Genomic DNA, 25,537 nt, shown 5'->3' with positions numbered 1-25,537 from the left:
GTGAACATTAAAAATGGCTAGCCTCGATGAGGTTAGCCATTTTTTTATGATACAACTTAGACCTTCATCACAAATTAATGAAACATCGTTTTAATTTTTATTTATAGCCACCCGAAATTGTGTATAATCGCGGCAATAAATGATCAGGAGCATTCTAATGACCCAAATTTCCCGTGTAGCCATTATCGGTGAATGCATGGTCGAGCTAAGAAAAGTTGCCGGTTCTCTCGAACAAGGCTTTGGCGGTGATACCTTAAATACCGCTGTTTACTTATCTCGTTTAACCAAACCACACGGTATTACGACTTCTTACGTGACCGGACTAGGGCTTGATCCTTTTAGTTCTGAAATGCTCGCGGCTTGGAAAGAAGAAGGCATTAATACCGAGATGGTCTATCTTTCTAAAGAAAAGCTGCCTGGCATTTACGCAATTGAGACTGCCGATGACGGCGAGCGCAGTTTTTTCTATTGGCGGAATGATTCAGCAGCAAAATATTGGATCAAAGATCAGCAATTAAGTGCACTCGCAAAAGACTTATGCCAGCACCAGATGATCTATTTAAGCGGTATTAGCTTAGCGATCCTATCTGATGAAAGCCGTGAAGCCTTAATTGAAGTGCTCACGATGTGCCGTAACGAAGGGGTAAAAATTGTCTTTGATAACAATTATCGCCCAGCACTATGGAAAGAAGCCGCCGAAGCGCAGGTTTTCTATAAGCGCATACTAGCAATTACCGATATTGCCTTCCTCACCTTCGATGATGAAGTACTATTATGGGGTGATGCCAATGAACAACAAGCCATTGAACGCAGCCAACAATTGGGCGTAACCGAGATTGTTGTGAAACGTGGCGCAGAAGCCTGTTATGTCGTAGATAAAGATGGCTTAACTGAGGTCGCCGCGAATAAAATCGATAAAGTCGTAGATACCACGGCCGCTGGCGATTCATTCAGTGCTGGCTATTTAGCAAAACGACTCACTGGTGGCGATATGCAACAATCGGCTCAGGCAGGCCATGTGCTAGCAGGAAATGTAATTCAACATCGCGGCGCGGTAATATCTCGCGACGTAATGCCAACTATTTAATGGAGACAAGCATGACAACCATCAATCAACGCCTTAGCGAGATCAAAGTTGTACCCGTTATCGCAATTAACGATGCTTCTAAAGCAGTAAAATTAGCAGAAGTACTGATTGAAAACGGCCTACCTTGCGCCGAAGTAACTTTCCGTACTGCGCAAGCAGCAGACGCAATCAAAGCAATGCGTGAAGCTTACCCTGAAATGCTAATTTGTGCCGGTACCGTACTAACACCTGCACAAGTTGACCAAGCGATGGATGCAGGTGCAGATTTTGTAGTCAGCCCTGGTTTCAACCCAAGCACAGTTAAATACTGCCAGCAACGCAATGTAACTATTGTTCCTGGTGTGAATAATCCAAGTCTGGTTGAACAGGCGATGGAAATGGGTCTTGAAACGCTTAAGTTCTTCCCAGCGGAAGCATCTGGCGGCGTCGCAATGTTAAAATCATTAGCAGCAGTTTACCCCGTTAAATTTATGCCTACTGGTGGTGTAAATCCCAAAAACGTGAACGATTACTTGGCACTATCAAGCGTATTTTGCTGTGGTGGTACTTGGATGGTTCCAAACGATTTGATCGACAATGAGCAATGGGATGAACTTGCTAAACTGGTCAGCGAAGTGGCCGGGATCATCGACTAATTCCTTCATAATTCCAATACTTAACTTTGACTATCATAGTCTCTTGGCGCCTTTACTCCTCATTTAGGCGTCTTTTTTTTGCCCCAATTATCTTACCTCGTCATTCGTCACTCAGCTTCCGAATCCTCGCATATACCAAGCAACGCAGCATCCCGTTGATTTAATTGATCGTAAGCAACAATGATCGCGTTCACAAAAACATCATTCATATACAAATCGAATTGATCATATTTAAATAGACACTACACTCAATATAATTATTGAATGAGGTTCTTATGATTATTAAACACGCCAGTCATCCAAGAGATGTCAAACAATTTGACACCGCTCGCTTACGCGAGGAATTCCTAACCGAGCAACTCTTTATCGAAGATCAGATCCAAGTGGTATATAGCCACATTGATCGAATTGTCGCGATCGGAGTATCACCCATTACGCAAGTACTCAAGCTAGCAGACTTTATCGATAACCAAGCTTTCGGTACCGACTTTTTCTTGCAGCGCCGCGAGCTGGGTATTGTCAATCTCGGTGGTAAGGCCTTGGTTGAAAGTGATAACGAACAGTACACGCTGGGTCATCTAGATGCAGCTTATTTGGCCAAGGGTGAAAAAAACATTCGATTTACATCCTTAAATCCCGAAAATCCAGCTTTGTTATATTGTCTTAGCGCCCCCGCTCACCAGCAATTTAGCTCACGTAAAATATCATTAGATGACGCCATTAAAATTGAACTCGGCTCGCAAGATACCGCCAATGAACGAGTGATCAACCAGTATATCCACCCAGATGTACTAGACACCTGCCAGCTATGTATGGGGGTCACTCATCTGCAGCCCGGCAGCGTATGGAACACCATGCCAGCCCATACCCATGAACGGCGTATGGAAGCTTACTTATACTTTAATATTCAACCTTCCCAAGTCGTTTTCCATATGATGGGGGAACCCCAAGAAACTCGCCATTTGGTGGTGAATAACCGCCAACTAGTGCTCTCGCCGAGCTGGTCGATTCACTCCGGCTGCGGCACCAAAGACTATAGCTTCGTTTGGGGAATGGTGGGCGAGAATCAAACCTTTGACGACATGGATTTTGTAGAAACAAGCCAACTACGTTAGCTCAAACCAAGCTTCCAATGTGGCAAGCAGAGTGTCAAAATTGGCACTCTGCCTTCAATTACACCAGAGGATCTCTGTGATCCCTCGTGAAGCATCACCTGCATAGGACCTTCCTGAACGAGCTATGAAAAATACCCCCTCTCCTGAATACCGAGCGCCAGCGCTAGAAAAAGGCTTAGAAATACTTGAGCTACTCGCCACCCAAGCCGAACCGCTGAGTAAAAAACAAATCGCCGAAAAGCTGGGGCGTAGTGTCAACGAAATATTTCGCATGTTATTGCTGCTAGAACAGAAAAACTACCTCGGTTATGACTTGGATAGTGCAACCTACTCACTAACCCTAAAAATGTTTACTCTGTCGAATCAACACCCCCCTATCGCGCTATTACTAAAACAAGCCCCAGCCTTACTTGAACAGCTTTGTGATCGGGTCAATCAATCCTGCCATCTGAGCCACTATCAACATGGTGAATTGGTGGTTATCGCTCGCCAAGAAAGTCCCTACAAGATGGGCTTTAGCCTTCGACTCGGAGCCAAGCTTAGTATCTGTAATTCTGGTTCAGGGATCATCCTACTCGCCTACAGTAACCCCCAGCAACGAAACCAGATTTTGGCCCAGCTTGAAGACACAGCAGACGAAAAAAATCAGGCTTTAGCCGTACTCGAACAAACCTTAGCGCAGGGCTACTTTGTTGGCCCCAGCCCTCAAATTTCCGGCGTGACCAACATCAGCGTACCCATCTTAAATGTTCACGGCGGGTTACTGGCGGTAGCGACCATTCCGTTTCTTAGTTTAAATGAAAATACCGTACATCATCCTGTCGACGACCTAGAGCATACCCGACAGCAACTACTCAAAATGGCCAAAAAATTAAGCCACAATTTGAGCCTTGAGGCTTAAAAAATTAAAGAATATCGCCTTGGCCGAAATGTTAACCCACAACAAGCGAGAGTCTCTGCTCTAAAATGAGCCTCGCTGAATCAACCAACTACCGCAGCTTATTCGCAAACCAAATGTTTAATCACCAAGAACTGTCTCCCCAACCCAATATCAAGCCCAAATACCAGACAAAAACACGCGCCTAAACGAGTACATTGGCCTCGCAGTATAAAAGCCTAAACAAGCTTCACACTTTGCCAAGCAAACACTTTCTATTTTTATGCATTCATATATATTGAATATGCTAATTAATATTATTGAAATACTGTTTTACACGTGAATTTATTGATGGTGCAACTCCTAAACGCTGCCACACTTATCAATATTAAAATCGCACAAATCAATCTACGTTCTGGATCAATTGCTCATTGTGGGAATGCCAAACCATTGCGTTTCTACTCAGAGAACAGCTCCAAGCGCAGTTTAGATAACCGATACAAGCTAAATGAAAACACCACACGACGTCTGTGATGAAATAACCTAGCTGTTTTGAAATTCAACAGAGTTCCAGATCGAACTCTAAGGCAAATCCTTGGAGGACTAATTTGCAAACGAGTACCCGCCTTCAAGGCACAACAACGGTTTGTCGGGGATAAAATACTAAATAATGAGAGGTAAAATCGAAAATAATCGCAAGCAGGCGCACAGTGATCAAGATCACATTTTAAACGTAAAACACAAATAATGAACCGATGTTTCGATTTTTATCAAATACCGTTTTCTTTTTTACCTTATAATGCCTGCAATTAATTTAGCGTTTAGGATTTAACCATGACATATGATTATTTAGTCATTGCAGGCTACTTTGCACTAATGGTTGCGATTAGCTTAATCTTCAAAAAAATGGCAAGTAACAGTACCAGCGATTACTTCCGTGGGGGCGGTAAAATGCTTTGGTGGATGGTGGGAGCAACTGCTTTCATGACTCAGTTCTCAGCTTGGACCTTTACCGGTGCGGCTGGTAAAGCCTATAACGATGGCTTCGCGGTACTCGCGGTATTTATCGGCAACATGGTCGCCTATGTTTTTGCCTACTTCTATTTTGCACGTCGCTTTCGCCAAATGCGAGTCGACACCCCAACCGAAGGCGTTAGACGTCGTTATGGTTCAACCAATGAGCAATTCTTCACCTGGGTAATCATTCCTTTGAGCGTGATTAATGCTGGCGTATGGCTGAATGGTTTAGGGGTTTTTGCTTCTGCAGTGTTCCATGCCGACATTATCACCACTATTTACGTCACTGGTGCAGCAGTATTGGTGATTTCATTGCTGAGTGGTGCATGGGGTGTGGTCGCATCTGATTTCATTCAAACCTTAGTGGTCGCTGTGATTTCTATCGCCTGTGCAGGCGTTGCGCTCTATGCCGTTGGCGGCCCAGGCGAAATCATCAACGAATTCCCCGGTGGCTTCATTATGGGCCCCGATATGAACTACCCGCTGTTATTAGTGTGTACTTTCATCTTCTTCGTGGTGAAACAGCTACAAAGTATCAACAATATGCAGGAGTCTTACCGTTTTCTAAATGCTAAAGATTCTAAGAACGCCAGCAAAGCCGCTTTAATGGCGCTCGTGATGATGGTTGTTGGTGCTATTATTTGGTTTATTCCACCATGGGCATCAGCCATTTTATATCCCGATGCGGCCGCGGCCTACCCAGAGTTAGGGGCGAAGGCTCGCGATGCGGTATATCTGGTATTCGCTCGAGAAACCATGCCTTTAGGTACCGTAGGTCTACTCATGGCAGGTCTATTTGCGGCGACAATGTCCTCGATGGACTCGGCGCTTAACCGTAACTCAGGTATTTTTGTACGTAGCTTCTACTCCACCATTGTTCGTAAAGGACAAGCTGACGACAAAGAGCTACTACGTGTGGGTCAAATCGCTTGTTTAGTCAACGGTGTCTTAGTTATTTTGATGGCTCAGTTCTTCAACTCATTGAAGCACTTAAGCTTATTCGACCTAATGATGCAAGTCGCCACGCTACTCCAATCACCGATCCTAGTCCCCTTATTCCTCGGTATCATTATTCGTAAAACACCGAAGTGGGCTCCTTGGGCTACGGTAGTTGTGGGTATGTTGGTCTCTTGGTCTGTGGTCGAAATCTTCACACCACAGTTTGTAGCCACTTGGTTCGGCATCGATAGCATTACCGGTCGTGAAGCAGGCGAACTACGCACCATTATTACGATTGCAGCACACTTGATCTTCACCGCTGGTTTCTTCTGCATCACAACCTTATTCTACAATGAAGCGAAAGACCCTTATATTGCGACAACTAAGGACTTCTTCGAAGATGTAGACCGGGAATGTATCGCAGAAGAAGGACAAGACATTGTTGATCGGATGCAACGTGCAAAACTGGGCAGCTTGGTAATTTATATGGCAGCTGGTCTAACCCTAATGGTATTCATTCCAAATCCATTATGGGGACGCCTACTCTTCTTGGCCTGTGCGGCAGCAATATTTGCAGTGGGCTACGCCCTGAAGAAGAGCGCGAAGTTGGATGTGAAACAACCGACTGCGGTGTCTGCAATATAATTATATGATTTCATTTACTGGCTGCTATCGTATGAGTGCAGCCTTTACTCTATCGGAGATATATTTATGGCTAAAGGCAACGTCGTCACACTAGAGTTTGAATCTTTTCTAGATAGTGATACCCAAGTAAAAGTGACTCGATTAACTCCTAAAGATATCACCTGTCATCGTAACTACTTCTACCAGAAGTGCTTTACTCAAGATGGTAAAAAACTGTTATTTGCAGGTGATTTTGATGGTAATCGCAACTACTACTTGGCGGATCTAGAGACTCAAAAAGCAACTCAATTAACCGAAGGTGCTGGCGATAATACCTTTGGCGGCTTTGTTTCCAACGACGATAAAGCAATGTTCTATGTGAAGAACGAGCTTAACCTAATGAAGGTTGACCTTGAAACACTAGAAGAAACTGTGGTTTACACCGTTGATGATAAATGGAAAGGCTACGGCACTTGGGTTGCCAATAGCGATTGTACCAAGCTGGTTGGAATTGAGATCCTGAAAAGCTGCTGGGCTCCCCTAACCGACTGGAAAATGTTCCACGACTTCTATTTCACCAATCCAACTTGTCGCCTGATTAAAGTTGACATTACTACCGGTGATGTGAGCGTTGTTCACCAAGCCGACGCATGGTTAGGTCACCCTATCTACCGTCCGTTCGATGACTCAACGATTGGCTTCTGCCACGAAGGTCCGCACGACGTTGTTGACGCACGCATGTGGTTAGTTAATGAAGACGGCAGTAACGTTCGTAAAGTGAAAGAACACGCGGAAGGCGAGTCTTGTACCCATGAATTCTGGTATCCCGATGGCAGCGCCATGGGCTACGTGTCTTACTTCAAAGGACAAACCGACCGGGTGATCTACCAAGCGAACCCTGAGACCTTAGAAAATGAAGAAGTAATGGTGATGCCACCTTGTTCACACCTAATGAGCAACTTCGATGGCTCACTGATGGTTGGTGACGGTTGTGATGCACCAGTAGATGTTGCCGATGGCGACAGCTATGACATCGAGAACGACCCCTTCTTGTACGTGATGAACACCAAAAACAAGAGCTTTAAGAAGTTGGCCAAGCACAACTCCTCTTGGGAAGTATTAGGCGGCGACCGTCAAATCACTCACCCTCACCCATCATTTACGCCAAATGATGACGGGGTATTATTTACCAGTGATTTTGAAGGTGTTCCAGCGGTTTACATCGCAGAACTTCCAGAACAGTTTAAAGCCTAATTAAGCGCTTCGCCGTTTAATTCAACAAGCCTCCGCTTCGCGGGGGCTTTTTTGTTTCATCGCGGCCAGCAAACGGGGCCATAAGGCCTACAGCAATCTGTCCATACGCTTAATCAAACTTAGCAAATCAAACATCCGCTCATAGTTAAACCTAATAGCGCTGAAGGCCTGCGCCTTAATAGCAACAATTGGCAAGCCCTAACATGCTTTAACCGCACCTACCCCCTATTAGCCACTAAGCGGCTATCAAAGCCTGTCGCTAATAATTGGCTTAAGGATCGGCAACTTGGCGTAAAGTGACCTATAAACCGGATTGGCTGTTTCGTATATTAGTCCCACACAAACACAGGAGACAACATCATGAAACTTAAACCAATCGCCTTAATCTTATCTTCTCTTGCTCTTAGCGGTGTCGTACAAGCTGATGAAAACCCCGTTACAGCGGCCTTAAAAGCCGAGGGCGCACAAGTGACTTTACCGGTACAAGCTGCCCCACAATCCTTTTCAAATGAATTTGTAGACTCTGCGCGAGCTCAGTTTAACAACTTCCACTGGCAAATGGGGGGCGACCACGCCTTATACTACAACATGCATATGAGCGAATTCATGCCTACTGCTGTTGCATCTCCCAGTGAGCATTACAAACCTCTGATTAAAGAGCTCCATCCCGAACTGGCTCAGCTGACCGTACATACCGAAAGCAAGGGTGAAATGACTATGCAAGACTACCTTGCAGACCCTAAATTCCGTACCCAAGGATTTATGTTGATCCACAAGGGTAAAATTGTCTATGAAGCATACCCAGGCATGAAACCAACGGACCGACACATTTGGGCATCGGCAGCCAAAACCACCGTTGGGACCGTGGTCGCGATGCTCGCCGAAGAAGGGAAAATCGATCACAACAAAATCATCACGGAGTATGTCCCCGAGCTAAAAGGCACAGTATGGGATCAAGTGACAGTGCTCAACGCGCTGAATCATGCAACAGGTTTAGACAATGAAGAGACCGAAGCATCCATCATGAATCCAGACTCACCCGTGGTGCGTTTCTTTGCCTCTGCATTTGGCTCTCCACGTTTCTCAACGGGTCAACATGAAAGCTGGATAGATGTCGCTCGAGATACCAAAAAAATTGAAGGGGATGCCCCCGGTAAGCAGTTCCGTTATGCATCCATGAATACCATTGTTCTTACCCAGATGATCGAGAATATCGAAGGCACCACATGGGCAAAAGTGTTCGAAGACCGGGTCTGGTCGAAAGTGAATGCACGCCAGCCCATGCTGATTAACCAAACACCTGATGGTATGGCTATCGCCGTTGGTTTGGTGTCCACAACGCTGGAAGATATGGCTCGCTGGGGAACCCTATTTACGCCAAGCTGGAGCGCGGTCACAGACGAACCCATCGTTTCGCAAGCAATGCTCGACCGGATCCATAACAATGGCGATAAAACTGCATTTGCCGGAACCACTAAAGAAGCTAGCTCATTACATGCATTTAATGAAAAGGCATCTTACAACTCATATCAGTTCGATTATATCTTCGAAGATGGCGCGATGTCTAAAAGCGGTAACTTAGGGCAGTTCATCTATGTCGATCCAGACCGTGATTTTGTCGGTGTCGTGTTCTCAACCAACCCTTACCACTCTGGTTTTGGTGAAAATAAAGCACCTGCGCTGATGCGTTCCGCCGCTAAAGTACTTGCTGGTCATTAGAGTTCGGATGGCGGTTTCATTGAGAAACCGCCAAATTAGTTTCAGTGTTATTCCTCGTTATACACGCTCCTGTGTTGAGGAGTAGCACTTCTTTTTGACTGAGCTGGTGGAGCACGGCGGTCTTGCTTAAGTATTGTTCAATCATTCAAGTGATTTCATATGAAAACCAAACTAATTCCCCTCGCTTATGGTTTGATATTGGCAAGCACCCCTTGCCTTGCCTCTGACATTGATTATCAGTTTGGCGGCTCAATAAAAACCATCATCACTCATGATAGTGACGCCGCGGGTGTCGGTATTAATATTCCCGCCAACAGTTTGTATGGAAAAAGTCATCACAGCGATACCAAGTTAGATGCGTCTCTATCACAATTTAAGTTCGCGGCTGTCAAATCTTTTCGCGACGGCAGCCACCTTCAGTCATTACTGGCCATGGACTTTAATGCGAACAATGATGCCAGTATGTCACCGCGACTACGTGAGGCCTATCTGAGCTGGCAATGGCACAATAGTCAGATTTTGGCTGGTCAAACTTGGTCAACCTTTATGGACATGCGTAACTACCCGCTCTCGTTAGCCGAGCCCACCCTCAGTGGCGTGGTCTTTAAACGCCAAACCATGGTTCGTTGGTCGCAAACCCAGAGGGCATTTAAATATGATCTTGCCCTTGAAAATGGCACCAATAGTGATATCCAAAATAGCAGCGAAGATGCGATAGACAACAGCGGCTCATCACCCGATTTAATCATCGGGCTGGAATGGACACATCAGCATGGTTGGCTCAGAGCAAGTAGTGCATTCACTGAGGTTCGTCTGGCGAGCGAACAAACAGAATTTAGCAAGTTAGGCTATGGCGTTCAACTTTCCGGAGGTTGGTCCCCCACACCCAGAGACCAAGTTTCATTACTCGCCTACACAGGGCAAGGCACCGACCGCTACCTGTTAGGTCTGTCGAACACAGGCAGCAGTTGGAACTCAGCCGAGAAAACACTAGACTTACGAACCACTCATAGTGTTATGGCCTCTTATACACGCTATTGGCGTCCCGATCTCAAGTCAGTACTGGCTTATGGAAGAGTCGCCAGTCGCGCGCTCGATTGGCAAGATACATCGACCGTCGATACCTTTACCTCCAGCCAGTATGGTCTACTCAACTTGCTCTGGAATATTAAACCAGACCTCATGTTGGGGCTTGAATATAATTACTCACAATATGAGCGAAACATTACAGGCACGCGTGATAATCACCGTGTGATGTTAGGCATGGAATGGAAATACTAACCGCGCCGACCTTGCTTGGGTAAGCTTGTTGCCGAAAGTGATTGATATCGGCAACACGAAACCATAGCGATAAATGAAGTAAAACACCGATTCAAACCGCATCCTTCATCCCCCCATGAGCGAAAGGGCTCACACCTCACCCATAACGTTTAAACCACTTGAGCGGTCTAAGCAAGCCCTAACTCCTACGATCGACACTCGAAATATACCTACAAAAATACCTTGAATAGCAACTCATAGCTGATAAGGCACTGTCCCATAGATAACAAAGAGACAGAGCCTTCCACAAGGCCAATCGTAGACTGGCAAATCAGAAACGAGTGAGTAATCAAAACAAATTAAAACTCAAGTGAATAACAGGCTTTATGCTCAGTTCTCGATGCAATTTAGCCAAACTTGATGGCCTTGTTTGCGATCACTCTTGATTTAAACCCAAGCCTTTTCCACCCAAGGCAAACCAAAATTGAATTCAAATAACTACATTTGATGGCCCACTTAGAACCAGAGATCGAACATTCGAAGTGCGGCACGAGTAATGAGACCAAAGCTTATCCAGTGCGCTTGACAGAGCTCATCAGTATCGATGCCTTGGCGACTCATCGTGCAGCCCGCTCCAAAAATAACCATTCATGCTGCCAGCTTGATGCGCCGAATAGCCTCTCAGTCCCAGCAACACATATCTGGCGCAAAGTGACCTATATCGATAAATCGCCAATGTTTATAGTGTGCTCAAGATAAACACAGGAGCACAAATATGAACAACTTCACTAAAACCATCTTAACCAGCACTTTACTATGTTCGAGCATTGGCCTCAGTCACGCAGCTGAATCTAAAGATAAAGTTGACCCTTCCAACCTTACAGCCGTGAATACCTCTGCCTACATAGGAATGAGTAATCAGGGAGATGTGAAACTATCAGGTTCAGTAGGCTTTGGCCTTAAAAATGGCCAGATGGCAATGGGAACGCTTGAAGGGAGCATGGATCGAGACGGAAATTATAATGATAGCCGACTACAGTATTTCCATGTATTTAATGTGGGAAACACCTTGGTACCAACCGCAGCAGCCTCACTGGATTTAATCGACAACCAAAACTTTACAACCCTAGCTGTAGGCGCGGTGGCAATGTTTAAACCAAATGTAAAAAATCTCACCATTTTTGGTCGCGTCGGGGTTTTAGCCGGTGAATATGATCAAGACTTTGCCGCGATGATGGGAGAAACTGATAATAATATCCTCGGGGGTATGGCTGCTGCTTATTTCTCTTGGAAGCCTGGTGCAGACGGCACTTACTTAATGTTCTCTCCTGAATATACTTATATGGACGGCGACATTACCACTTCAAGCTTAAAAACATCAATAACTCTAGGAACCCCACTGTCGAGCGATGGTAAACGCTGGGGACAATTCAAAATTGAACATAGCTCTGGCAATATGAAGTCGAGCAATCAAAAAATTGAGATTAATGACACGGTTGCTTGGGCCTTTTACAAAGTGTACTTCTAAGGCATTGGCGGATTAAAAGCAGGGATAGCTTTTAGTCAAACAATCCGCTAACGCTGCAGAGCGACATCAAACATCGATATTCACGATAGAATTAACGCCCTTAAAAAGCACCTGAACTGCATATATTGCTCTCTAGTCTATATCCTATAAGATAAACCTTGGTCATAAGGAATATCATCAGAGAGCAAGGAATGCCAAATAACATCAATATTACCAATTTGAATAACCTGCTTCCCTTTATCGATTACTTTGAGCGCAAGGGCATAGAATGGAAAAGCGTAGCCCAACGCTATCGTTTTCCTGACGATATGAGCCAAAGCGGATCTTGGATCCCAAGCCATCAAGCAATGGGATTTATCAATACCATGATGCAAAATACCAACCAACGCGTTGGTCTGGAAGTTGGGCGCCTAATTACCTTAGAACAAATTTCCCCCAATCTACACTTAGAAATAAGCAAGTGTCAGCGTTTAGAACAAGCTGTTCAGCGCTTAATCGAATTGATGCCCACCTTAAATAACCATGTGGTGATTTGGCCAGAAAAAATCGATGGTAAATGGTTTTTATGTCATCGCGGGGCATACCACCCATCGGCTTTGGGCTATGACCAAACCGAATGGTTTCGCGCTTTCGCTTTACTTTCTTTGTGCCGAATCTATTGTGGGAAAGACTGGCAGCCCGCCTCAGTTTTTATGAGTATCTCAAGTCATTTGGCAAGTAATCTTCCGGCCTCTTTTCGCGCGACGTCTTTCACCTTTAGTTATCCCTTTGGCGCCTTAGAAATTCCGTTACCGGATAACTTCACACCCGTTGAGTTACAAGCGAGACAATCCCATTGGCTGCAAACGCTGGATGCTTTGATTCATACCTATGCTGTATTACCGTGGTTTAATGTTGAATGGTTAGCTCTGCTTATTGGCAGCTCACCACGAACTTTGCAAAGACATTTCACCGAACTGGGTTTAACTTTTCGTCGATTAAGAGATGAGGCGCGATGCACTCGCGCCAAAACACTGTTGCGTGAAGGCGTATCCCCCTTTGAAACGGCTTGGTTATGCGGCTATAACGACCTGTCAAACTTTAACCGAGCCTTTAAAGGATGGCTTAAACAAACGCCCTCCCAATACCAAAGGCTCTGCGCAAAATAGGCCTCCCCTAAGGCAAGTGCTCAATTCGCTGACCGCACTAGCCCAACAGAATCAAGATAGATGCACCTAAATGCGCCATACCCAAGTTTTGATTAAAGAGACTCAAACACAAATGCTTCATTCAGGACTTAAGTATCAAATATGACTCATAATTCAAACCACTTACCATCACTAGCGAAGCGCATTCACCAAGGTGCTTACATTATATTTCATCATCGAAATGTAACTTGCGGCGGGTTGATCTTTTGCGGATAAAGCATCCGAATACAATTCGCCACCAATCTTCACGCCAGTCTCGCGTGCGATCTGTTTGATTAAACGAGGATCTGAAATATTTTCGACAAATACCGCTTTGATATGTTGTTGACGAATTTGTTTAATAATAGCGACAACCTCAGCCGCTGAAGCTTCCGACTCGGTGCTCATGCCTTGCGGTGCAGTAAAGTGAAAGCCATAATCTCGAGCCAAATAGCCGAAAGCATCGTGTGAAGTAATCACCTGACGTTGATCTTCTGGGATCTGCGACATTTGCGCCTTAAGCTCAGTTTGCAATCGAGTCAGTTGCTTTAGATAAAGTGCAGCGTTTTGCTTAAAATAAGCCTCATGCTGCGGTGCCACGGTCACTAAAGCATGACGAATATTTTCTACATAAGTACGCACATTCACCACGCTATGCCAAGCATGGGGGTCGAAGTCTCCATGGTGATGCTCTTGGTGCTCACTGTCTCCATCTTGATGATGCTCAAGGTGAATCACATGAATGCCATCCGATGCGGTGACTTTTAGTCCATGAAATCCTGAAGATCCAACCAAACGATCCATCCATCCCTCAAAGCCTAAACCATTCACGACCAATAAATCGGCCTCTGCAACGGCTTGCGCATCTGCAGGCGACGGTTGATAGACATGGGCATCACCGTTGGCACCCACAAGGTTCGTGAGTTGTATTTGCTCACCTCCAACTTGCTGAACAAGATCTTGCAACACACTAAAGCTAGTCACCACCTTCACTGGGTCGGCAATACTTAAGGTCGGTATAAATATAGAAAAATAAATGAATACGGTGACAAGGTATCTCTGAATCATAACTGCATATCCTTATGTTGATGGGCAGGGGTTTGCTTGCATTGATGACGCATCAACAAACCATTTTGTGGACTAAAAATTACCGAAAGCAAATAGCCAACGGTGAGTAAAAGAACAATGCTAGGGCTCGTGGCAAAGCCAAAATAATAGGAAAACAATAAGCCAGCCCAGCAAGCGCTGATACTCAGTGCTATCGACAGTAACAACATGGGTTCGAGCTTACGGGTCCAAAATCGCGCGATACAGGCAGGCAAAATCATTAAACCGACTGCCATTAATGTTCCAAGGGCATGAAAACCAGCGACCAGATTCGCAACCACCAAAAACATAAATGCCAAATGTGCAATTTTTCCGCTCTTGCCAAAGCCATCCAGGTAGTCATGGTTTAATGATTCGAGAACCAGTGGCCGATAGATAAGAGTGAGGATGAGCAGGCTGCACAAACAGATCAGTAAAAGTAGCGTTAACGCGGTATTGTCTAATGCTAGCGCGGTGCCAAACAGCACATGCAGCAGGTCGATGCTGCTACCTTTGGCTGAAATTAACAGTACCCCTAAGGCCAACGAGCCTAAATAATAGGCGGCTAAGGTGCTGTCTTCACTGCTATTGGTTTTAAGCGCGGTTGCGCCAGCTAACATGGCCACCAGCAAACCCGCAATTAAACCGCCAATGGTCATGGCTAACACGGAAAGCCCGCACATTAAATAAGCCAAGGCAGCACCAGGCAGGATTGCATGAGCCATAGCGTCGCCAGTTAAACTCAAACGACGCAACATCAAAAATACCCCGATCGGCGCAGAGCCCAGCGATAATGTTGCACAACCTAACAGCGCTCTGCTCATAAATTGATAGTCAATAAACGGGGCAAAAAGTATCTCGCTCAACTCAAGCATACTCTGCTCCCGATAATGGCTGGTTAGGCGTAAACCCTGCTAACTCCTGCAGCGGATGATCCGCCTGCCCAGAGCAACTTGAACTGAATAATTGCAGGCTACGACCTTGCGTAATGCCACCAGCATCAAACAACAAACAGTGTTCAAAGTGCTGCTTCACCAACTCAAGATCATGCACTGCAGCCACGATTGTGGCACCATTTTGCTGACAGCATTTAAGCTGATGAAGTAGCACTTCAACCGTAGGTTCATCTACGCCATTAAAGGGTTCGTCGAGAAGTAACAGCTTACTGCGCTGCAATAACATGCGAGCAAATAAAGCTCGCTGCAGCTGGCCACCCGACAACTCACTTAGTAACCTGGTGGCTAAATCTTCAATGCCCACCTGTGCCAGTGCTTGTTGCACCTGTTGCTGGTAAGGCCGCATCGAACGCCACCAACCTGTTTCAGACCACAAGCCAGTACTCACAAAGGCCTTAAGGTCGATCGGAAAGCTCCGTTCTACACTTAAATGCTGCGGCAAATATGCGATGTCTTGTCGTGGATTAATCTGATAACTCAAGTGACCGCTCAAGGGCTTAATCAGCCCCAATAACGTTTTAAGCAAAGTAGACTTTCCTGCGCCATTAGAGCCAACCAATGCCAACATGCCATTGTTTGGAATAGCAGCATTTAAGTCGCTCACAATCGGCTGATGTGGTTGATAACCAATGCTTAAATGATCCATAGAAATGATTGCTTGCATGCTTTAAGCGACCCAGTAAGTCAATACGCTCAGGCCAATCGCCAGCAAGACAAAAGGGAATAGCCGAGTAATAATACCGTGAAAATAAAAATGCATGACTTCACCATCTCTTTACATAATGTTACGATGTAACATATCATTCAATCAATCATAAAGTAAAGAGGATGAAGCCTTGATATTTAACTATCCCACGTTTGCCAAAAAACCAATCATCCACATACAACCAATCACCCATGGGCTTGGCTTCCAGCATTGCCTAGATCTTGAACGGCAATCGAAAGCGGGCTTGAAACAATGAATGCGCAAATCAGCGACACGCTGACCAGTAAAGCAAACACCCCCGAGGTATTAACCGAAATCTATGACAGCAAACGCGAACTTACGGTGTGGCTGCGCGATACCGACTCAGACATTCTCGACTATGCACAAACGCTGGTTGCCAGTCACAGCATGTTTCGGGGGATCACTGCCCGCCTAAGCGTTGGCGAAGTGTCGGACTATATGAGCCAGAAGTTACCTGCGGGGCCAGGACGTGCAGCTCTGATTGAAGATCTGGTGCTCATCTGCGACATGTTCAGCTGTTTGTTCGAACTGGAGCATATCGGTTTGCGTTTGGTCAAACTTGAGCAAAGCATGTGTCCTAAATTTCATTGCGATCAGGTACCATGTCGGTTACTGGTCAGCTACCTAGGTGCAGGCACAGAATACCGTGATTTAGCAAGCCGTAACGGCTCAAGCAGTCCAACAGAAGCACCTGCGGTTCATAATATTCCTTTGTTTGCCGTTGCACTGCTAAAAGGACAAGGTTGGGAGGACGATAGCGAGCATGGTTTGTTCCACCGCTCGCCCACCTCAAATGAGCTTTATCCTCGCTTATTACTAAGTTTAGATTTTGCGAGTTAGCTTGGTTTACAGATAATTTAAGGTCACTATGACGCAACAAAAAAATGAAGCCATTGTGAGTTGTGCGATAAGCCGATGCAAAGACTCCGGTGCTCGCTTAACCGTAAAACGAGAGCAGATCCTTAGGGTATTGCTAAACGCCAACAAGCCACTGTCGGCCTACGAAATACTCGATCTGTATAACCAACAAACCGAGCAGTCTATGCTGCCCATGTCGGTATATCGGATCCTTGAATTTCTCGAGCAACATCAGTTAGTTCATAAACTAGGTTCGCAAAACAAATTTGTTGCCTGCTCGCATATTCACGACCAATGTCACCATCAAATTTCCCAGTTTCTGATCTGTCGAGAATGCCAACAGGTGAAAGAAATCACCATTCCCCAGCATCTAATCGACGAAATAGGGCTTCGCGCAAAAGATGTTGGCTACCATCTTCTTAGCCCTCAGCTCGAGCTTGAATGTATTTGCGACAATTGCAAATCGAGTCAAGTCTAGTAAGCCATATCGACCTTCAAGTTGTTTAGAAAGAGCTCCCCGATCTCGCAGAGCAGGCTAAGCTTCGGCTTGCATCATGGCTTTGTTCGCGGCCAAGCATCGCGTTAAAACCATGGCCATAATCTTTAACCACTTTTAGCCAAGTAACAAGAAGCTAGGATTGTATTTAGTTGTTGTGGTCGCGCCATTTCTGCCAATTATTACTTGGTTGCCGTTCGCATATGGCTTCAACTTTAGATCAGCTTTTATTGCCTATAGCGTATTAGCTCTTTTCTCATTCATAGGTGCAACGGCTTTACAGTTCCTAAAAAGTAGCAGACCTTTAAGCATCATCTACTTTCTTCTTGCTCTACCTTCAAGTTGGTTTTTAACAATTTTCGGTGCATGCTCTATCTACAGTGACTGTCTGTAGATAGAGCATGCACTCAATCGGGTAGTCGAAGGTGTCTATCCTCCAGCCCCCACAACACCCTACATGTGGCTCTGCACAGGGCGTGTTCTGAAACGTTTAAAATACAAGCCTTGGTATTCCAGTGGTGGCTTCTGATTTCGCGCCACCATTGCTAAGTCCGGTCGGACACAGAACGAGTAGGCGGCGCAAGCCCCTCACTCTTCATCAAAAAACAGGAACATGCACTGTCTCTGTACGGCAGCACCATTTACACGAGTCGTTGATCACAGAAGCTCAAAGTCTGGTGCCAACTAGCCTTCAGCCTACGCCTCATATGATGTTTTGTTCATCAGCTCGCCCTCTCTTTAGATAAATCTTTAGGTAAAAAGGCGTCCGGCTTGCTTCAGACATACCCTCACCGTAATGCGCTTGCCATTCGCGAGCCCTTAGCGTTTAATCAAAAAATAGTTATTCATTGGTGAGCTTCTTATAGAAGACTTTCACCTCATTGGTTGATGCCCATACAGGGCCTACTTAAGTGACTCAAACGGACACGAAACAAGGCGTTAAGTGTAATTAATTATGAAACTAGATCAAAAACTCGTCGATGCCGCAATCACACAAGCCCTTGAACGTTTCCCAACGGGTTATGCGGGAGCAGCTGCTGTTTATACAGAAGACGGTAAGATATTAACCAGCGTTAGTTTTGATTGTCCAAATGAAATAGCAAATTTATGTCATGAGACTGGCGCCTATTGCGAGGCTAATCGTTTAAATTTGCGAGTTACAGCTTCTGTGTGTGTATCTCGTTCGACGCCAGAAGATGAATTTATAATACTTACTCCTTGCGGAACCTGCCAAGAGCGATTGGCTATGTGGGGTAAAACTGTAGAAATAGCGGTCCCTAATTTAGAAGATAATCGAAAATGGCAAGTCAAAACACTGGAGCAAGTCCAACCCTATTATTGGCGAAATATCCTTGATAATTGAAGCAATCAACAGCTAGCCAGTGGTATCTAAGCTTACCAGCAACCCTACATATGGCTCTGCACAAGGCATTTTCTGAAACGTTTAAAATACAAGCCTTAGTATTCCAGTGGTGGCTTCTGATTTTGCGCCACCATTGCTAAGTCCGGTCGGATATAGAACGAGTGAGCAGCATTGGGCTCTTTATCAAATAAAACCGTCTTTTAAAGTTGCCATACGGCGAGCGACTTTTCCATCGCTCGTTCTGCGGCTTAACGCTACACTACCACAAAGCAATCAACGACAAAGCCACCGCATAGGGCGGCCATTAAACCAACGGACAAATGATGGTAGTTAAATTTCACGAATTAGATAACTCTGTAGACTTAAAATTTTCGGTAATTATTGCGAAAGATCAGCATGGTTTTGTTTATGTAAGGCATCAAAATAGGAATACTTGGGAAGCCCCCGGTGGACATATTGAAACCGGGGAAACCGCTTTTGAGGCGGCAAGCCGAGAGCTTATAGAAGAAACAGGGGCAAAAGATTTTTCTATTCTTGAAATCTGCAATTACTCCGTAAGCGTTGAAGACGCCACTACTTTTGGCGGGCTGTTTTTCGCAGAAATTCACAGTTATGGTGATTCACTAGATTTTGAAACTGCAGAAGTAAAGTCATTTAATCGTATGCCAGCTAACTTGACCTACCCAAAGATCCAACCATTTCTATTAGAAAAAGTTTTATGCCAACTAAAAGTTAAAACAGGATAGCGTATCCACCTAATCGGCTAGCCAGTGGTATCTAAGCTTACCAATACCCTACATATGGCTCTGCACAGGGCGTGCTCGGAAAAATAACCAGACAGCCATTCCAATGATTAGTCAATACAAAGGTGACGATGGACATTTAAACTAGGGGTGTTATTTATTGCTTCGGCAGTGGCTAGGCATGCCTTAGCCAAACCGCTTGCAGTTAGCCGTTGGCTATTCGTTGATCCCCAGAACTACGATAACTTAAGCGTGTATTGGGGCTCTTCAAGTAATGAATCCTTCAACTCTGCGAAGCTAAGGCTTGCTATTGGGGGCAATGGCCCCATTGCTATATGATAAAGCCATAAAATTAAACCTTTGCTGCCTAAGCCGCAGTGTAATCTTCATTCTGTATCTGGGTCATATAAAGGCGTAGCAATGCAAACCCAAACCACCAATGCAAGCACTCAAACAGCACAGACGAACACCGCAGCAAAAGACAAAAACCTGCGTATTTTGTTTGAGTTAGTCCGATTCATTCGCCCCTACAAAGGCCGAGTAACCGCGGCACTGCTGGCGCTAATGTTTACCGCATCGCTCACCCTGTCGGTAGGATATGGGGTGCGAATTTTGATTGATGAAGGTTTTGCCCAACAATCGCTGCAAGAGCTGGGGAGCGCGATTAAATTTATTCTTGCGCTCACGGTATTTATTTCCATAGGCACATTTTTTCGGTTTTATTTGGTGTCTTCGGTGGGTGAGCGCGTGAGTGCCGATATACGGCTGGCGGTGTTTAATCATGTGATTACTTTGCACCCCAGTTATTTTGAAACCAACGGCAGTGGCGACATGATGTCTCGCATCACGACCGATACCAGCTTGCTACAAAGCATTATTGGTTCTTCATTTTCAATGGCGATGCGCAGCGCATTAATGTGTGTGGGCGCGATCATCATGCTGTTTGCCACCAACATAAAACTTACCCTTATCGTATTAGCCTCGGTGCCCTTTATTCTGGTGCCTATATTGATTTATGGACGCCGAGTTAGAGCCTTGTCACGCCAAAGCCAGGATTCTATGGCCGATGTAGGAAGCTACGCAGGCGAAGCAATAGAGCACATTAAAACCGTACAAAGTTACAGCAACGAAGCCCAAGAAAAAGCCTTGTTCGCCAACCAAGTAGAAAAGGCTTTTGAGATAGGTCGCCAGCGTGTAAAACAACGCGCCATTTTAATCTCTGGCGTGATTCTGATTGTCTTTAGTGCCATAGCAGGAATGCTTTGGGTTGGCGGCAGCGATGTAATAAACGGCGTCATGTCTGCCGGTGATTTAGCCGCGTTTGTATTCTACGCCATTATGGTGGCATCTTCCTTGGCAACTATTTCTGAGGTGTTAGGCGAGTTGCAACGCGCCGCGGGGGCAACAGAAAGGCTAATAGAAATACTCCAAGTCGACAGTCATATTGTAGCGCCGAGCCAAAATATTATCTCAACGGCGGGGCTAGCGGCCGAAGTCGTATTTCACAAGGTGTCTTTCCACTATCCTTCGCGGCCCGATCAAGCGGCCACTGTGCAACTCAGTTTAACTGCCGAACAAGGTAAAGTGGTGGCGCTAGTTGGCCCCTCTGGTGCAGGTAAAACCACCCTGTTTGAACTACTGCAACGTTTTTACGACCCTCAATCCGGTAAGGTCACGCTTGGGGGCATCGATATTCGCCAGCTAGATCCAACAGCGCTGCGCCAACAAATGGCATTGGTGCCACAGCAGCCTGCGTTATTTAGTAGCGATGTTTTTCATAATATTCGTTACGGCAACCCGCAAGCTAGCGACCAGCAAGTGATTGAAGCCGCCAAAAAGGCGCATGCTCATGAGTTTATCATGAACTTACCCCAAGGTTATAAAAGCCACCTTGGAGAGCGGGGAGTAAGGCTTTCTGGTGGCCAACGCCAGCGTATCGCTATCGCCAGAGCCATACTAAAAGACCCCAGTATATTGCTACTTGATGAAGCCACCAGCGCATTAGACAGCGAGAGTGAGCACCATGTGCAACAAGCCTTACAAGAATTGATGCGCAACCGAACCACCTTAATGATTGCACACCGCCTTGCAACCATTCAGCATGCCGAGCAAATTGCGGTATTAGATCAAGGCCGTTTAGTCAACACCGGCGATCACTTGTCGTTAATGAAAAGCTGCGACTTATACCAACGCTTAGTCGCGCTGCAATTTAAGCATAATCAATAACCGCTTATAGGGCTTAAACTGGAAGCCAACCGTAACCGCGAGGGTATCCAAGCAGCCATCCCAATAGTTACTTAATACAAAAGGGGCCGATGAACATTTCGATTGCGTGTCTAGGTAATTGTGTTTACTGAAGTGAGCTGATGAGCATGAATAAGATTTAAGATGCCTTTATGAGGAAAATACGTCGTAAATTCAATGGCCTCATCAGAGCCGTCGCGCTTATCTGCTAAACCATCTGAGTTTTCAAGGCATCAACGATATAACTTGCTAAGACATTGCCCGCAGAACCTAAGTCCTTACGGTGTTCAAATCGTAACTGATACTCACCAAGCTTAGGCAAACCATGGCTCCCATCAACTTGAACAAAGGGCGCTCTCAGATGGCTTTGTGGCATAACCGCGATGGCGAGATCGGCTTCCATTGCGGCATACATGCCAGCACTAAAGTCGCAAGTATAAGCGATACGGTAATCAATGCTTTGCTTATCCAGAGCTTCGAGCGCCATTGCGCGCCAACAACAACCATGACTGGCAACAGCGATAGGCAAAGGGTGTTTCCCAGCAGCCAGCCCTCCACTACGGTTAGCCCAAATTAACGATTCAGTGGAAACAATTTCTCCACGAGTTGGATCCTGACCAATATTTCCAGCAGTAAACAAAGCCATATCGAGCTCTTCTCTATCTAAGCGCTGCAACAACTCGGTGCTGCTACCTGCGATGACATTTACCGCGACAGCTGGGTGAGAACGCGCGAACTGAGCTAATACCATTGGCAATATGCCAACCGCCATATCTGTTAGTGAACCAAAACAGACCGTTCCCTCAATAGGTGGGGCAATAAACTGGCTTACTGCCTGTTCATTCAATTTGAGTAAACGACGGCTATAGCTGAGTAATAACTCTCCTTCCGGAGTTAAACGAACCAGCCTCGCCTCGCGAATAAATAAGCTTTTACCCAGTGTTTCTTCAAGACGTTTAATCTGCATGCTAACAGCAGCAGGAGAACGGAAAACCTGCTTTGCCGCACGGGTAAAGCTACCACTTTCTGCTATTGCTACAAAAGATCTTAATAAATCGAACTCTAATAATGGCGGCGTGTTTGCAAGCAAAGCCATGTGACAACCCTTAAGTTTTTCTGAACGATGAGTTTAGTATTTTTAGTTTGATTAAACAATGAATGAAAATCATCATCTAATCAAGGAACGCGACTCAATCGTCTGTTGTTAACCATAAATACTGTGGGAAATTAATTGTGAGAAGAAGGGACATAACTATGCCTAAAGATGACCGTGTGATAACCAAGCAATCAGCCATTGTAACGAGACCTAGACAAGAAAAAGCTCTAGCAAAACGACATCTACTGCGATGTATTCAGACATTGAGGGATTGCTATGCAGCCTATCGGCGCAGACATGTATTATTAGCTCTGCTTAGCTGTGATGATCATATACTGGAAGATATCGGTCACACCCGTCAGCGTTTAATGTTTATGGCAAATTTGCCATTAGGTACAAAAGTTCATCAAAAGCGATGAACTTTAAACGTTCAAATGGACAACTTATACGGAGAGTTACTGGCCAGATTATTTAGATAGCCAGGCAGCTCTATATGGCTTACAGCAACCACTTTCAACAACGCCACTAATGGCCATTTAGTTCTTTGTGTAGCCACAATTTAAACGCATGGATTCGTCGCACACGTGAGGAAGAAGGATCGCTAATCACGGAATAGCAAATACCTGGATTCAATCCAATATCAAATGGCTTAACTAATAAACCTCGTTCAACAAAATCTGCGGAAATGCTTTCCGTCGCTAAACATGCACCATGGCCGCCGACAACGGCGTTGATAGCCATATCAAAAGTACTCACTTCCATCCATTGAAGTGCTTCTCTTTTAGCACTCACCTTTGCACGATGAAACCATTGATCCCAGCTGAAAGAGGCAGAATGAAAATCAATCAGCCAGCAATCGAGCAGTTGTGCTGGGTGCTCAAACTGCATTGATTTAGCAAGTTGTGGAGAACAATAAGGAAAAATCGCTTCTTCAAATAGTGTTTCTTGCTCTAAATCAAGGTGCGCAACACTCTCATTTCCCTGCCAAATTAATACATCGGTTTCGGTGTGGCGAATATCGATCGCTTTGACCGTTTGCACTCGAATTGGAACATGTGGGTACTCCATCGTAAATTTCCACAATCGAGGCATCAACCAACGTGTCGAAAATGAACGAGGAGCGCTCACATTGAGTACACCTTCCAAGGGTTCGTTTTGAATTCGATTCAGTCCGGTGATTAAATTTTTAAAACCATCGGTGACATACTTTTGAAGTATTTGTCCCTTGTCGGTTAGCTGCATTTCACGCCCACGACGAATAAACAATTTACACCCTAAGCGCTCTTCCAACTGTCGTAATTTTTGGCTGATTGCGGCTTGAGTGACAAACAATTCGTCGGCAGCTTTACTGTAACTTTTTAGTCGAGATGCCGCTTCAAAGTAGCGAAGTGCGGAAAGATAACGCAGTCGATTGTCCATAAGCTGTACTTATAGTTCCTGTCATAAATTGTTGTTCGTAATCGCCCTTTATTAGCTTGATAATAGTCATATCTAATACGGAATCAAGGTTAAATTGATGCTGGCACGTAGGCAAGCCAAGAGAATAAATCTGATTAATCAATTGAAACTTAAGTGTTTTATTATAAAAACAAATAAAAATAGAACTCTGATCAGCCAGTTAAACGCTTATATTAAAAAAGATATAGGGCTATATACTGAAGCGGAACAAACAACACATTTTTCTAGCTTTTTATAATTTGAACTAATGGGGGTTAAGCAGAAGCATTACTGGGGCTTGGCAAGCCAAACGCTTGATGATGGGCTTTGCGTCTCCACAAGGGATTTTAGCACTTAGGCGAGCCTCTACAGATGATATTGTCTGGCGTAGGTGGACTCATTTCTGTGACTCAATTGAAAATGCTGGTAGCTTGCTTGGCTCATGTGAATAAGCGACGGCTTTAAGCATTAACGAAATTGCCCAGATCATAGCTATACAAATTGTTACTTTCGCTATCTAATAAGCTTCGCTATCCAATAAAAATTATACCAATGGAGTAAAAACCAAAAGATGGAAATAATCATTGACGATCTATCCGGTGGTGAGGTCATTCAGTTATTGGAAGAGCATCTTGCAGATATGTATGCCACCTCTCCCCCCGAAAGTGTCCATGCGCTTGATGTCGACGGTCTCAAGGTGCCTGAAGTAACATTTTTCAGCGCTTGGTTAGGCAACGAGTTACAAGGGTGTTTGGCCATCAAACAACTTACATCTGAACATATAGAACTAAAATCGATGAGAACTGCTCATGCTGCCAGGAAGTCTGGTGTTGCCAGCAAACTCCTCACTCATGTGCTAAATGTTGCCACTGAAAATGGTTATCGGAAGGTAAGCTTAGAAACGGGTTCACAGGCGTTTTTCAAACCGGCTCGAAGCCTATACGAGAAGTTTGGATTTAGTTATTGTGGGCCTTTCTCCGACTACACAGAAGATCCCAATAGTCGCTTTATGACAAAAGAGCTCGCAGACCAACAGCTATCATAATCAGCTGGGCCTTAAAGTACTTTTTCAATCGTTAATAGACCGGTTAGAGCAGCGGGTCTAATACATTGCTATTCGTTGATGAGGCAGAATCAGCGTGTGGGGCTCACCTTTCCCGCAACTCAAGTTACGCCCGTTAAGCCCCACCGTAGAAATCACCAAATAAACAAACAACACCTTAGATCCCGCTTAACCAAGCAAGCACAGCGGCCGAACTATCGCCGACGAACTATCGCCGACGAATAGGCGATAAACTAGCCACCCAGTG

General features: G+C 45.2%; 21 protein-coding genes. 16 read left to right on the top strand and 5 right to left on the bottom strand.

Annotated elements, in window-relative coordinates; translation table 11 throughout:
* The first annotated feature begins 157 nt into the window (after nucleotides 1-157).
* From ACRRS0_RS03235 to ACRRS0_RS03190, 10 genes are all read left to right on the top strand, one after another.
* The gene (locus ACRRS0_RS03235; RefSeq protein WP_432454657.1) at nucleotides 158-1,087 is read left to right on the top strand and encodes a sugar kinase; all 930 of its coding nucleotides are present in this window, start codon (nucleotides 158-160) and stop codon (nucleotides 1,085-1,087) included.
* Nucleotides 1,088-1,098: 11 nt separating this feature from the next.
* Complete coding sequence (locus ACRRS0_RS03230; protein ID WP_432454658.1) at nucleotides 1,099-1,722, top strand: bifunctional 4-hydroxy-2-oxoglutarate aldolase/2-dehydro-3-deoxy-phosphogluconate aldolase; 624 nt, start codon at nucleotides 1,099-1,101, stop codon at nucleotides 1,720-1,722.
* 275 nt (nucleotides 1,723-1,997) lie between these two features.
* A complete protein-coding gene (gene kduI, locus ACRRS0_RS03225; protein ID WP_432454659.1) occupies nucleotides 1,998-2,837 on the top strand; it encodes a 5-dehydro-4-deoxy-D-glucuronate isomerase in 840 nt (279 codons plus the stop codon).
* A gap of 124 nt (nucleotides 2,838-2,961) precedes the next feature.
* The gene (locus ACRRS0_RS03220; protein ID WP_432454660.1) at nucleotides 2,962-3,738 is read left to right on the top strand and encodes an IclR family transcriptional regulator; all 777 of its coding nucleotides are present in this window, start codon (nucleotides 2,962-2,964) and stop codon (nucleotides 3,736-3,738) included.
* 810 nt (nucleotides 3,739-4,548) lie between these two features.
* Nucleotides 4,549-6,315 (top strand): sodium:solute symporter family protein, encoded by a 1,767-nt coding sequence (locus ACRRS0_RS03215; protein WP_432454661.1) that lies wholly within the window; start codon nucleotides 4,549-4,551, stop codon nucleotides 6,313-6,315.
* Between the two features lie 66 nt (nucleotides 6,316-6,381).
* Nucleotides 6,382-7,548: an oligogalacturonate lyase family protein gene (locus ACRRS0_RS03210; protein WP_432454662.1), complete on the top strand. Its 1,167-nt coding sequence runs from the start codon at nucleotides 6,382-6,384 to the stop codon at nucleotides 7,546-7,548.
* A 360-nt stretch (nucleotides 7,549-7,908) separates the two neighbouring features.
* A complete protein-coding gene (locus ACRRS0_RS03205) occupies nucleotides 7,909-9,267 on the top strand; it encodes a serine hydrolase domain-containing protein (RefSeq protein ID WP_432454663.1) in 1,359 nt (452 codons plus the stop codon).
* Nucleotides 9,268-9,426: 159 nt separating this feature from the next.
* Nucleotides 9,427-10,548 (top strand): DcaP family trimeric outer membrane transporter, encoded by a 1,122-nt coding sequence (locus ACRRS0_RS03200; RefSeq protein WP_432454664.1) that lies wholly within the window; start codon nucleotides 9,427-9,429, stop codon nucleotides 10,546-10,548.
* 754 nt (nucleotides 10,549-11,302) lie between these two features.
* Entirely contained in the window at nucleotides 11,303-12,055 is a 753-nt protein-coding gene (locus ACRRS0_RS03195; RefSeq protein WP_432454665.1) for a hypothetical protein, read from the top strand.
* Nucleotides 12,056-12,246: 191 nt separating this feature from the next.
* The gene (locus tag ACRRS0_RS03190; protein ID WP_432454666.1) at nucleotides 12,247-13,203 is read left to right on the top strand and encodes a helix-turn-helix domain-containing protein; all 957 of its coding nucleotides are present in this window, start codon (nucleotides 12,247-12,249) and stop codon (nucleotides 13,201-13,203) included.
* Nucleotides 13,204-13,374: 171 nt separating this feature from the next.
* Here ACRRS0_RS03190 and ACRRS0_RS03185 read toward each other — a convergent pair whose 3' ends face one another.
* The 3 genes from ACRRS0_RS03185 to ACRRS0_RS03175 are packed head-to-tail and all read right to left on the bottom strand — an operon-like array spanning nucleotide 13,375 to nucleotide 15,909.
* Nucleotides 13,375-14,289 (bottom strand): metal ABC transporter substrate-binding protein, encoded by a 915-nt coding sequence (locus tag ACRRS0_RS03185; RefSeq protein WP_432454667.1) that lies wholly within the window; start codon nucleotides 14,287-14,289, stop codon nucleotides 13,375-13,377.
* The gene (locus tag ACRRS0_RS03180) at nucleotides 14,286-15,182 is read right to left on the bottom strand and encodes a metal ABC transporter permease (protein ID WP_432454668.1); all 897 of its coding nucleotides are present in this window, start codon (nucleotides 15,180-15,182) and stop codon (nucleotides 14,286-14,288) included. Before ACRRS0_RS03180 ends, ACRRS0_RS03185 begins: the two co-directional genes overlap by 4 nt.
* Nucleotides 15,175-15,909 (bottom strand): ATP-binding cassette domain-containing protein, encoded by a 735-nt coding sequence (locus tag ACRRS0_RS03175; protein WP_439025079.1) that lies wholly within the window; start codon nucleotides 15,907-15,909, stop codon nucleotides 15,175-15,177. The genes ACRRS0_RS03180 and ACRRS0_RS03175 overlap by 8 nt, the downstream gene beginning before the upstream one ends.
* A 312-nt stretch (nucleotides 15,910-16,221) precedes the next feature.
* On the opposite strand from ACRRS0_RS03175, the gene ACRRS0_RS03170 reads away from it, so the two are divergent.
* From ACRRS0_RS03170 to ACRRS0_RS03150, 5 genes are all read left to right on the top strand, one after another.
* Nucleotides 16,222-16,830 carry a DUF1826 domain-containing protein gene (locus ACRRS0_RS03170; protein ID WP_432454670.1) on the top strand — a complete coding sequence of 203 codons (609 nt, stop codon included), beginning with the start codon at nucleotides 16,222-16,224 and terminating at the stop codon, nucleotides 16,828-16,830.
* A gap of 28 nt (nucleotides 16,831-16,858) precedes the next feature.
* A complete protein-coding gene (locus tag ACRRS0_RS03165) occupies nucleotides 16,859-17,326 on the top strand; it encodes a Fur family transcriptional regulator (protein ID WP_432454671.1) in 468 nt (155 codons plus the stop codon).
* Nucleotides 17,327-18,299: 973 nt separating this feature from the next.
* Nucleotides 18,300-18,707 carry a cytidine deaminase gene (locus tag ACRRS0_RS03160; RefSeq protein WP_432454672.1) on the top strand — a complete coding sequence of 136 codons (408 nt, stop codon included), beginning with the start codon at nucleotides 18,300-18,302 and terminating at the stop codon, nucleotides 18,705-18,707.
* A 320-nt stretch (nucleotides 18,708-19,027) separates the two neighbouring features.
* Nucleotides 19,028-19,453 (top strand): NUDIX hydrolase, encoded by a 426-nt coding sequence (locus ACRRS0_RS03155; protein WP_432454673.1) that lies wholly within the window; start codon nucleotides 19,028-19,030, stop codon nucleotides 19,451-19,453.
* A gap of 417 nt (nucleotides 19,454-19,870) precedes the next feature.
* Nucleotides 19,871-21,676 carry an ABC transporter ATP-binding protein/permease gene (locus tag ACRRS0_RS03150; protein WP_432454674.1) on the top strand — a complete coding sequence of 602 codons (1,806 nt, stop codon included), beginning with the start codon at nucleotides 19,871-19,873 and terminating at the stop codon, nucleotides 21,674-21,676.
* Nucleotides 21,677-21,902: 226 nt separating this feature from the next.
* On the opposite strand, the gene ACRRS0_RS03145 is transcribed toward ACRRS0_RS03150, so the two are convergent.
* Nucleotides 21,903-22,790, bottom strand: a complete 888-nt coding sequence (locus ACRRS0_RS03145; protein ID WP_432454675.1) for a LysR family transcriptional regulator — start codon at nucleotides 22,788-22,790, stop codon at nucleotides 21,903-21,905.
* 525 nt (nucleotides 22,791-23,315) lie between these two features.
* Nucleotides 23,316-24,209 carry a LysR substrate-binding domain-containing protein gene (locus ACRRS0_RS03140; protein WP_432454676.1) on the bottom strand — a complete coding sequence of 298 codons (894 nt, stop codon included), beginning with the start codon at nucleotides 24,207-24,209 and terminating at the stop codon, nucleotides 23,316-23,318.
* A gap of 589 nt (nucleotides 24,210-24,798) precedes the next feature.
* Between ACRRS0_RS03140 and ACRRS0_RS03135 the strand changes: the two genes are divergently transcribed.
* Entirely contained in the window at nucleotides 24,799-25,272 is a 474-nt protein-coding gene (locus ACRRS0_RS03135) for a GNAT family N-acetyltransferase (protein ID WP_432454677.1), read from the top strand.
* Nucleotides 25,273-25,537: the final 265 nt, after the last annotated feature.

Origin of the sequence: Agarivorans sp. QJM3NY_29 (genome assembly GCF_050870835.2) — a bacterium.
Taxonomy (GTDB): Bacteria; Pseudomonadota; Gammaproteobacteria; order Enterobacterales; family Celerinatantimonadaceae; genus Agarivorans.
Note: the sequence above shows the minus strand (reverse complement) of the source record. Positions and strands in the feature narration are given on the sequence as shown.